A 9,643-nucleotide genomic window follows, 5' to 3' on the forward strand; every position below is an offset into this window, starting at 1 on the left:
CGTCGATCAAGGGCAAACGCACGTGGTTCGATCTCTTTTCCGCGTGCGTTTGCCCTTGATCGACGAAGATCTCCTTGATCGACGCTGGCGCCGGGTCCGAAGCCGGCGTCCGCGCCGCGCAGACCGAACGGCCCGACCACTCGACGCCCGCACGCTCGCCGTCGCGATCTTGGAGCGTCGCCCAGGGCGACGCTCCAGCTCCCAGATTCGGCATGCGGGGGCGCTCCGGCCCTTCCCGTGGGCCAGCGCCAGCGCGCCCTCGTCGATCAAGGAGATCTCCATCGATCAAGGGCAAACGCACGCGGTTTAGAGATCAAACCGCGTGCGTTTACCCTTGATCGGCGGCAAGGAGGCGCCGCGCAACACGCGGACGCCCGGCAACACGCGGACGCCACGCCTCCGCGGACGCCACGCCTCCGCGGACGGCGTGAACGGGCGCGAACTCGCAGGCCGCCGCGCTAGGCGCGCTTTTCGCGGGCGGCGACCGCCAGCAGCTCCTCCGCGTGCGCGATGCCAAGATCCGAGTCGGGCAGACCAGCCAGCATCCGCGCCAGCTCCCGAGCCCGGTCGGTGTCTTCCACCACCCGTACGCCGCTGGTCGTCACCGCTCCCCCGGTGTCCTTGGCCACCACCAGGTGCCGGTCGGCGAACGCGGCCACCTGCGGCAAATGCGTCACCACCAGCACCTGGTGGCTGCGCGCCAGCCGCGCCAACCGCTTACCGATCTCCACCGCGGCCTGACCGCCAACTCCGGCGTCGACCTCGTCGAACACCAGCGTGGGCGGCCCACCGGCCCCTGCGAACACCACCTCGATCGCCAGCATCACCCGGGACAGCTCGCCGCCGGACGCGCCGCGCTGCAGCGGCAACGACGGCGCGCCGGGGTGCGCGAGCAACCGCAGCTCTACTTCGTCGGCGCCGTCTGGCCCCGCCTCGCGCGGCACCACCGCCACCTCGATGCGGGCGTGCGGCATGGCCAGCCCGGCGAGCTCGGTGGTCACCTGCTCGGCGAACCGGCCAGCCGCCTCGCGGCGTGCCTCGCTGAGCCGTTCGCCGAGGGACGTGACCTCGGCGGCCAGGCGCTGGCGCTCGCGGTCGAGCTCCTCGAGCAGCTCGTCGGAGGTGTCCAGGTCGGACAGGCGCTCGCGGGCCCGGGTCGCCCAGGCGATCACTCCGTCGACGTCGTCGGCGTACTTGCGGGTCAGCCCCCGAAGCTCCGCCCGCCGCTCGTAGATCGTCTCCAGGCGCGCCGGGTCGGCGTCGAGCGCGTCGAGATACGCGGACAGCTCGGCGGCGACGTCACCTATCAGAGTGGCGGCCTCTTCGAGCCGGACCGACAGGTCACCCAGCTTGCTGTCGACCGTGGCCTGCCCTTCGAGGGTGCGGCGGGCCAGGCCGAGCAGGCTGGTGACGTCGGGCGTGTCGTCGCCGCCCTCGGCACCGCCGGCCACCGACTGGTATGCCAGCGCCGCCGCAGTCCGCAGGCCTTCCGCGTGCTCCAGGCGCTGCGCCTCGGCCTTGAGCTCGTCGTCTTCGCCCTCTTGCGGGTCGACCCGGGTGATCTCGTCGAGGCCCAGCCGCAGCAGGTCGGCCTCCTGGTTGCGTTCGCGGGCGTTGCGGCGGCGGTCGGCCAGGTCGTCTTCGACCCGCCGCCACTGCGTGTACGCCTCACGGTAGGTGTCGAGCAGCTTCTCGTGGTCGGGCCCGGCGAACCGGTCGAGCGCAGCCCGCTGCTCCGCCGGCCGCAGCAGCCGCAGCTGGTCGGACTGCCCGTGGACGGCGACGACCTGCTCGCCCACGTCGGCGAGCAGCGACACCGGCGCGCCGCGTCCGCCCACGTGGGCCCGCGACCGTCCCTCGACGGTGACCGTGCGGCTCAGCAGCACCGTGCCATCGTCGTCGGGCTCGGCACCGGCGTCGGCGATGCGGGCCTGCACCCCGGACGCCGTCGTGCCATTAAGACGAAGCCGCCCCTCGACGACCGCCCGGCCAGGGTCGGCGCGCACCCGGCCTGCGTCGGCCCGCCCGCCGAACAGCAGGCCGAGACCGGTGACGACCATGGTTTTGCCCGCGCCGGTCTCACCAGTGATGACGTTCATCCCGCCGGTCAAGGGCAGGGTGGTGTCGTCGATGACGCCGAGGCCGGTGATGCGAAGCTCTTCCAGCACGCCTCAAGACAGTAATAGCGCCGTCCGACACCCACCACCCGCAGGGGAGGGTGCCACGCCGGTTACCGGCGATTCCCCCGCCAACCTTCTACAGGCAGTTCGAACTTGGCGACCAGCCGGTCACTGAACGGCCGCGACCCGAGGCGCACGATACGCACAGGCAGGCTGCCGCGCCGCACCGTGACCCGCGCTCCGGGCGGCAGGTCGAACACGCGGCGCCCGTCGCAGCACATCGTCGCGGAGGTCGTGTACGGGTCGACGGTGATCACGAAGGTCGAGGTCGGCGCGGTCACCAGCGGCCGGCTGAAAAGCGCGTGCGCGCTGACCGGCACCAGCAGCAGCGCCTCGACCTCCGGCCACACCACGGGCCCGCCGGCCGAGAACGCGTACGCCGTCGAACCCGTCGGCGTCGCGCACACCACACCGTCGCACCCGTACCGTGACAGCGGCCGACCGTCCACATCGACCAGTAGCTCGATCATGTGGGCCCGCTGGGCCTTCTCCACGCTCACCTCGTTGAGCGCCCACGACTCGACGGCCCGTTCCCCGTCCACGTCGGCGACGACGTCGAGCGTCAGACGTTCGTCCACTGTGTAGTTACGCGCCACCACGTCGCGCACGGCCGTGTCCAGGTCGTGAATCTCAGCCTCAGCAAGGAAACCCACCTTGCCCAGGTTGATTCCCAGCAACGGCGCCTTCGCCGGCCGCGCCAGTTCCGCGGCGCGCAGGAAGGTGCCATCACCGCCGAGCGCGAAGACGATCTCGGTGCCGTCAGCCGCCGCCAGCCCGCTCACCGGTATCACCCCGGGCAGCCCCAGATCGGCCACCTCCTCGGCGACAACCCGCACCTCGAACCCGGCCGCGATCAGATCGGCCGCCACCGTCCGGGCGTGCTCCGTGCTGTCCTGCCGCCCGGTGTGCGTCACCAGCAGGGCACTCCGCATCACTTGTTCACCACCGCGTGCACCTGCTCCTCGTCCACGTCCGGCGCGCCCCGGCGCAGCCAGAGAAAGAACTCGACGTTGCCGCTCGGCCCGGGCAGCGGGCTGGCCACCACCCCGGCGACCCCCAACCCCAGCGTGCGGGCCGCGGCCGCCACGTCGAGCACCGCCTCGGCGCGCAGCGCCGGTTCGCGCACCACTCCGCCGGCGCCCACCCGTTCCTTACCCACCTCGAACTGCGGCTTCACCATCAGGGCCAAATCTCCGTCGGGCGCGGTGCACGCGGCCAGCGCCGGCAGCACCAGCCGTAGAGAGATAAAAGACAAGTCGGCCACCGTCACAGCGGCGGGTCCGCCGATGGTTTCGGGCACGAGGGTACGCACGTTCGTGCGCTCGAATACCTGTACCCGAGGGTCGTTGCGCAACGGCCAGGCCAGCTGCCCGTAGCCGACGTCGACGGCCACCACCTCGGCCGCGCCGGCGCGCAGCAGCACGTCGGTGAAGCCGCCGGTGGACGCGCCCGCGTCCAGGCAGCGCTTGCCCTCGACGGTCAGCCCCCGCGCACCGAACGCCGCCAGCGCGCCAGCGAGCTTGTGGCCGCCACGCGAGACGTACTCGATGGTGTCGCCCACGACCCGCAGCGGGTCGGCGGGGTCGACCATCGCGGCGACCTTGCGCGCCGGCACCCCGCGCACCTGTACCCGCCCGGCCTCGACCAGCTCCGCGGCCTGCTCGCGGGAGCGTGCCAAGCCGCGGCGGACGAGTTCGGCGTCCAGCCGGGTCCGCCGCGCCATCAGCCCTGGTCGATGGTGGCGAGCGTCTCCTGCAGCGTCCGGTGCGCGGCCTCGTACTCGGCGATCTGGTCCCGCAGCGGCACGTTGGCGGCGTTCGCCAGAGACTGGATCACCGCGTCCACGGCCGGATGCCCCGACCCGGAGCCGTCACCGTCCGATCCGGACACCCCACCGGGCGGCGGTCCAGGGACCGGCGCCGCGGCGGGAGCGGGCGGTGGGGCGGGGACCGGCGGCCGGTACGGGCCGGGTACCGGCCCGCTCACGCGTCACCCGCCGGGGGCGGCGCCGCCTTCTTGGCCGGCGAGGTCTTGCGTGCCGGAGCCTTCTTCGCGACGGTCTTCGTCTTCTTCGCTGGCGCGACCGGGCTGTCGACCGGGGTGGCGGCCGCGGCCGAGCCCGGCTCGGGCGTCGCGTTGTCGACCGTGGGCACCGCCTTCTTGGCCGGCGCGGTCTTCTTCGTCGGCGCGGTCTTCTTGGCGGGAGGCGCAGCCGGCTCAGCCGCACCGGGTGCCGCGGCCTCGGGAGCCGCCTTCACGGCCGGAGCCACCTCAGCGGGAGCCTTCTTCGCCACGGCCTTCTTGGCGACCGTCTTCTTCGCGACCGCTTTCTTGGCCGGTGCGGACGGCGTCGACGAGGCCGGGGCGGCAGCAGCGGCGGGCGCCGTCTTGGTGGTCCGCAGCTCCTCCTCCAGCTCGCGCACGCGCGCGGTCAGGTCGGCGACCTCGTCCGAGGTGGCCAGCCCGACCTTGCCCAGCGCGCGGTCCACCTCGAACCGCACCAGCTTGGTCAGCGCCTCCCTGTTCGCGACGCTGGTGGCGACCAGCTCCTCGGCCATCGCCTGCAACTGGCCGGCCGTCGCGCCACCCTTGCCGACGAGCTTCTTGGCCGCCTTCTGCGCCTTCTTGCGCGACGCCTCGGTGAGCCCCAGAGCAAGCTCGAGGTATGCCCGCCACGCTTCCATCCCGCGTCCTTCCGCCGGAGTCAAAAGTTCACCTGTCACGCTACCGCTCAGCTGACACGGACCTTGAGGTACCGTGCGGTGGATCAGTTGTGGCGCGCACGATGAGGAGGCTGCCGTGGCCACCGTGCAGGAGTGCCGGCAGGCGCTGGACCGGCTCGCCGCCAAGCTGGAGGCCAGCGCGGCCAGCGGCGGCAAGCGGATCGACCTCGACCGCACGCTCGCCTGCCGGGTGACTGACCTCGGCGTGGCCTTCCACGCGCGCCTGGCCGGCGGCCGCCTGCAAGACATCACTGACGGCGACGACCCGCGCGCCAAGATCACCCTGACGACCACCAGCGACGACCTGGTAGCCCTGGTAGAGGGCCGCTTGGACTTCGCCCGCGCGATGGCCACCCGCCGCGTGTCGATAGGCGCCAGCCCTTTCGACCTGCTGAAGCTGCGCAAGCTCCTCTGACCGGCAGTCAGAGACCGAGCGCGTGCCAGGCGTCCCGCGCGGCCGACGACGCGGGCTTGACCGCCGCGGCGTCGCCGCCGGCCCACGCCACGCCACACAGCAGGCGCAGCGCGTCCACCGCCGCGCCGCTGCCCGACAGCCCGTCATCGTCCAGGTGCCAACCATCGACGGCCACCGGCGGCACCCGCACCGCCTCGTCCGCCTCGAACAGCCCCGACAGGTCCGCCGCCACGAACGTCGGCCGCCGCGACTGCGGGGCCGCCAACAGCTCGGCCGCCCCGGACACCCCGGTCAGCACCAGCAGGCTGTCCATGCCGGCCCGCACCGCGCCCTCGATGTCGGTGTCCAGCCGGTCGCCGACCACCAACGGCCGCCGCGCACCCGCCAACCGCGCCGCGGTCGCGAACAGCTCCGGCTCTGGCTTGCCCACCACCACGTCCGGGTCCCGGCCCAGCGCCGTCCGCAGCGCCGCCACCAGAGACCCGTTGCCCGGCAACGGCCCGCGCGGGCTCGGCAGCGTCCGGTCGGTGTTGGTCGCCACCCACAGCGCCCCACCGCGCACGGCCACGCACGCCTCGGCCAGGTCGGCCCAGCCCACCTCCGGCCCGTACCCCTGCACCACCGCCACCGGCGCGTCACCCGCCGCCGACACCGGCGAAAGGCCGGCCTCACGCACCTCGGCGCGCAGCGCCTCGGCGCCCACCACCAGGACACGATCACCGGGCGACAGCCGCTCTGCCAACACGGCCGCCGCGGCGCCAGCTGAGGTGAGCACCTCGTCAGCAGCCGCCGGTACGCCCAAAGCCGTCAGCAGATCGGCGACCTCACCCGAGCGGCGGGAGGCGTTGTTCGTCGCGTACGCCAGCGCGGTGCCGGCGCGGTGCAGCTCGGTCACCGTTTCCACGGCACCGGGAATCGGCCGGTCGATCAGGTAGACGACCCCGTCCAGGTCGAAGATGACCAGGTCGTACCCGTCGACCAGCCGCTTGCCCGTACTCACGACTCGTCGGTCTTCCCGGTTGTCACGCCATCGCCGTCGCCGCTGCCCTTCGGCTTGGCGTCGGCATCGGCCGGCTTCGCGGCGGCCTCGTCCTCAGCCGCGTAGGCGAACTCGTCCTCAGCGACCTTGTCCTCAGCGACCTTGTCCTGGGCGGCGTCCGCCTGAACGACCTCGTCCTCGTCTTCGTCAGGCTCCCCGTCAAGGACCGCGGCCACGCCCTCTTCGTCCGCGTCGCCCTCGTCCGCGTCGCCCTCGTCGACGTCGTCCTCGTCAAGGGCCGCTTCCACGTCCTCCGCGTCCGCGTCTTCGTCATCCGCGTCTTCGTCATCCGCGTCTTCGTCGGCCGCAGCGTCGGCGTCCTCGTCGTAGGCGTCTTCCTCGTCGTAGACGGCCTCGGCCTCGTCGAGCTCCTCTACGTCGGCCTCGTCGTCTTCGTCGGCCTCGTCGCCGATGGCGTCCCGGTCCGCGACAGCGTCGTAGCCGGGCTCATCCTCGTCCTCGTCGGCCTCGTCGCCTTCCAGCACCACACCGTCGAGTTCGAGCAACCGCTCGGCCGCGTCGGTGACCGAGTCCTCGTCGACCTCCGCCGCCCGCGCGAACCACTCCCGCGCCTCGTCGCGGCGATCCACAGCGAGCAGCATGTCGGCGTACGCGTACCGCAGCCGCGCGGTCCACGGCTCGGCCGGGTCCGCGGTCAGTTCGCGCACCTGAAGCATCGCGACAGCGGCGTCCTTCTGCCCGAGGTCGCCCCGGGCACCGGCCGCCACGATCAGCAGCTCCACGGCCTCGGCCGGGTCCATTGTGGACCTGTCCGCCGCCCGGAACAGGTCGATCGCCCGCTCCGGCCGCCCGAGCGCCCGCTCACTGTCGGCGACCACCGCGAGGTGCGTCTGCGTGCCGCTCATCCGGTGGTAGGTACGCAGCTCCGCGATCGCCGTCTGCCACTCCCCGACGTGGTACGCGGCCAGCCCGACCGCCTCCCGCACGGCGGAGATCCGCGACGCCAGCCGGCGCGCCGCGACGGCGTGCGCCAGCGCCTCCTCGGGATCTTCGTCGATCAGCTTGCCGGTCGCCACCAGGTGCCGCGCCACCGTGTCGGCGACGGGCTTGGCCAGCGACAGCAGCTCGGCGCGCACCTCGCCTGCCAGGTCGGAGGCCTCGATGTCGTCGGACAGCACCGGCGTGGCCGTCCGCTCGGTCCGCTCGCCGCTCTCGCCGCCGTCGCGTCCCTGGTCACGGTCGTCCGGGCCACGGTCGTCACGAGGCGCCCCGTCGTCCCGGCGATCGAACCGCCGCTCCCCTCGGAACGGCCGGTCACCGTCGCGTTGCGGCCGCTCACCACGGTCGCCGCCACCGAATCCGGGCCGGTCGCCGCCCCGCCCCGCGCGGTCGTCACGGAGCCCCGGACGCCCGTCGCGATCCCGGAAGCCCGGCCGGTCATAGCCGCCGCGACCGCCGTCCCGCGAGCCCGAGCGCTCCCCGGCACCCGCGCGGTCTGCCCGACCGCCGAACCCGCCACGGTCACCGTCCCGGCGCGGCCCGCCCTCGCGGAAGCCGCCCCGGTCGCCACCGTCGCGGAAGCCACCACGGTCGCCGCCATCGCGACGCGGCCCATTGTCGCGGCCGCCGAACCCGCCCTCACGGCGTGTACCGCCATCGCGGAAGCCTCCGCGGTCGCCACCGTCACGGCGCGGACCGCTATCGCGGAACCCGCCACGGTCGCCATCGCGGCGCGGACCGCTGTCACGGTCGCGGAACCCGCCCCGGTCGCCACCACTGTCACGGCCGCCGAAGCCAGCTCGCTCGCCGCCATCGCGGCGCGGACCACTGTCGCGGAAGCCACCGCGGTCGCCACCGTCACGGCGCGGACCGCTATCGCGGAACCCGCCACGGTCGCCATCGCGGCGCGGACCGCTGTCACGGTCGCGGAACCCGCCCCGGTCGCCACCACTGTCACGGCCGCCGAAGCCAGCTCGCTCGCCGCCATCGCGGCGCGGACCACTGTCGCGGAAGCCACCGCGGTCGCCACCGTCACGGCGCGGACCGCTATCGCGGAACCCGCCACGGTCGCCATCGCGGCGTGGACCGCTGTCACGGTCGCGGAACCCGCCCCGGTCACCACCATCACGGCGCGGACCACCGTCACGGAAACCGCCACGGTCACCATCGCGACGCGGACCGCTGTCACGGCCGCCGAAGCCGCCCCGGTCACCACTGTCGCGGCGCGGACCGCTGTCACGGTCACGGAACCCGCCCCGGTCACCACCATCACGACGCGGACCACCGTCACGGAAACCGCCACGGTCGCCGTCCCGGCGCGGACCGCTGTCACGGTCACGGAACCCGCCCCGGTCACCACCACCGTCACGGCCGCCGGCGCCTGCCCGGTCACCGCCGTCGCGGCGCGGGCCGCTGTCACGGAAGCCGGGACGGTCGTCACGGTCGCGGTAGCCGCCACCTTCGCGGCCACGGAAGGAACGCTGGTCGCCACCGAACCGGCCACCACCGCGTGGGCCGTCGTCGGAGCGCGGTCCACCGCGGTAGCCCGCGCCATCGCGGAAACCACCCCGGTCGTCGCGGTCCCGACCGCCGCGGAAACCACCTTCGCCGCCACCGTCACGGGGACCGCGGGGCCGGTCGCCGCCTGGGCGGTCGCCACGGTCACGGAAGCCCGGTCGGTCATCGCGCCCGCGGAAGCCGCCGTCGCGTGCTCCGCCGGCCCTGTCGCCGCCAGTCCTGTCGCGGAAGCCACCACGGTCGCCGCCATCGCGCCCGCCCCGGCCGCCGTCGCGGAACCCACCCGAGCCGCCCGAGCCTCCCGCGCGGTCGCGGAAGCCCGGCCGATCGTCGCGGCCACGGAAGCCGCCCTCGCGGTCACCGGAGCCGCGGCCGGACCGGTCTGCGCCTGGTCGGCCGCTCGCGCCACGGTCGCCGGAGCCTGAGCGGTCGTCGCGGCCACGGAAGCCGCCCTCGCGGGAACCCCCGCGCGAGCCGCCTTCGCGGCCGCCGCTGTATCCGCCCCGCTGGCCACCCGAGAAACCGCGGTCGTCGCGACGGCGGCCGCCGTCGCGGTCGCCCGATCCCTGGTCGTCCGGCTGGGCTCGATACCGCGGGTTACGCCCGCGGGGATCCTCACTCACAGGTACATCCTCCCTGTACTCGACGAGGGCCGCTCGCTCGGGGCGGCCTGTCGCCGCCTGCCCCGCCCCGCCGAGGCCAAACACACATTGAGGGCCACCCCAAGTGGGGTGGCCCTCAAATGGAAAGATGTCCGGCGGTGTCCTACTCTCCCACACCCTCCCGAGTGCAGTACCATCGGCGCTGG

The 9,643-nt window shown here is 73.7% G+C and carries 8 protein-coding genes and 1 pseudogene; 2 read left to right on the forward strand and 7 right to left on the reverse strand.

Annotated features, from left to right (window positions below):
* Window positions 1-458 precede the first annotated feature (458 nt).
* The 5 genes from recN to V6V89_RS40385 all read right to left on the reverse strand — a co-directional run bounded on the left by recN (window position 459) and on the right by V6V89_RS40385 (window position 4,864).
* A complete protein-coding gene (gene recN, locus V6V89_RS40365) occupies window positions 459-2,168 on the reverse strand; it encodes a DNA repair protein RecN (RefSeq protein WP_334624991.1) in 1,710 nt (569 codons plus the stop codon).
* 62 nt (window positions 2,169-2,230) lie between these two features.
* Window positions 2,231-3,112, reverse strand: a complete 882-nt coding sequence (locus V6V89_RS40370; RefSeq protein WP_334624992.1) for an NAD kinase — start codon at window positions 3,110-3,112, stop codon at window positions 2,231-2,233.
* A complete protein-coding gene (locus tag V6V89_RS40375) occupies window positions 3,112-3,903 on the reverse strand; it encodes a TlyA family RNA methyltransferase (RefSeq protein ID WP_334624993.1) in 792 nt (263 codons plus the stop codon). Before V6V89_RS40375 ends, V6V89_RS40370 begins: the two co-directional genes overlap by 1 nt.
* The gene (locus V6V89_RS40380; protein WP_334624994.1) at window positions 3,903-4,166 is read right to left on the reverse strand and encodes a hypothetical protein; all 264 of its coding nucleotides are present in this window, start codon (window positions 4,164-4,166) and stop codon (window positions 3,903-3,905) included. Before V6V89_RS40380 ends, V6V89_RS40375 begins: the two co-directional genes overlap by 1 nt.
* Window positions 4,163-4,864: a phasin family protein gene (locus V6V89_RS40385; RefSeq protein ID WP_442935315.1), complete on the reverse strand. Its 702-nt coding sequence runs from the start codon at window positions 4,862-4,864 to the stop codon at window positions 4,163-4,165. The genes V6V89_RS40380 and V6V89_RS40385 overlap by 4 nt, the downstream gene beginning before the upstream one ends.
* Window positions 4,865-4,979: 115 nt before the next feature.
* Between V6V89_RS40385 and V6V89_RS40390 the strand changes: the two genes are divergently transcribed.
* On the forward strand, window positions 4,980-5,318 hold the full coding sequence (locus tag V6V89_RS40390) for an SCP2 sterol-binding domain-containing protein (RefSeq protein WP_334624995.1): 339 nt from the start codon (window positions 4,980-4,982) through the stop codon (window positions 5,316-5,318).
* Window positions 5,319-5,325: 7 nt separating this feature from the next.
* Here V6V89_RS40390 and V6V89_RS40395 read toward each other — a convergent pair whose 3' ends face one another.
* Window positions 5,326-6,318 (reverse strand): HAD-IIA family hydrolase, encoded by a 993-nt coding sequence (locus V6V89_RS40395; protein WP_334624997.1) that lies wholly within the window; start codon window positions 6,316-6,318, stop codon window positions 5,326-5,328.
* 496 nt (window positions 6,319-6,814) lie between these two features.
* Window positions 6,815-7,409, reverse strand: a pseudogene (locus V6V89_RS42010) (Replicase polyprotein 1ab); the annotation flags it as partial.
* Between V6V89_RS42010 and V6V89_RS40405 the strand changes: the two are divergent.
* Window positions 7,398-9,260 carry a hypothetical protein gene (locus V6V89_RS40405; RefSeq protein ID WP_334624998.1) on the forward strand — a complete coding sequence of 621 codons (1,863 nt, stop codon included), beginning with the start codon at window positions 7,398-7,400 and terminating at the stop codon, window positions 9,258-9,260. The pseudogene V6V89_RS42010 and the gene V6V89_RS40405 sit on opposite strands and share 12 nt — an antisense overlap.
* The last annotated feature ends 383 nt before the right edge of the window (window positions 9,261-9,643 follow it).

Origin of the sequence: Micromonospora sp. CPCC 206061 (assembly GCF_036906915.1) — a bacterium.
In the GTDB taxonomy this organism is placed as follows: domain Bacteria; phylum Actinomycetota; class Actinomycetes; order Mycobacteriales; family Micromonosporaceae; genus Phytohabitans.

Coding starts and splice junctions, on each gene's coding strand:
- V6V89_RS40370 (WP_334624992.1), bottom strand. CDS start 3,112: ATGCGGAGTGCCCTGCTGGTGACGCACACCGGGCGGCAGGACAGCACG.
- V6V89_RS40375 (WP_334624993.1), bottom strand. CDS start 3,903: ATGGCGCGGCGGACCCGGCTGGACGCCGAACTCGTCCGCCGCGGCTTG.
- V6V89_RS40385 (WP_442935315.1), bottom strand. CDS start 4,864: ATGGAAGCGTGGCGGGCATACCTCGAGCTTGCTCTGGGGCTCACCGAG.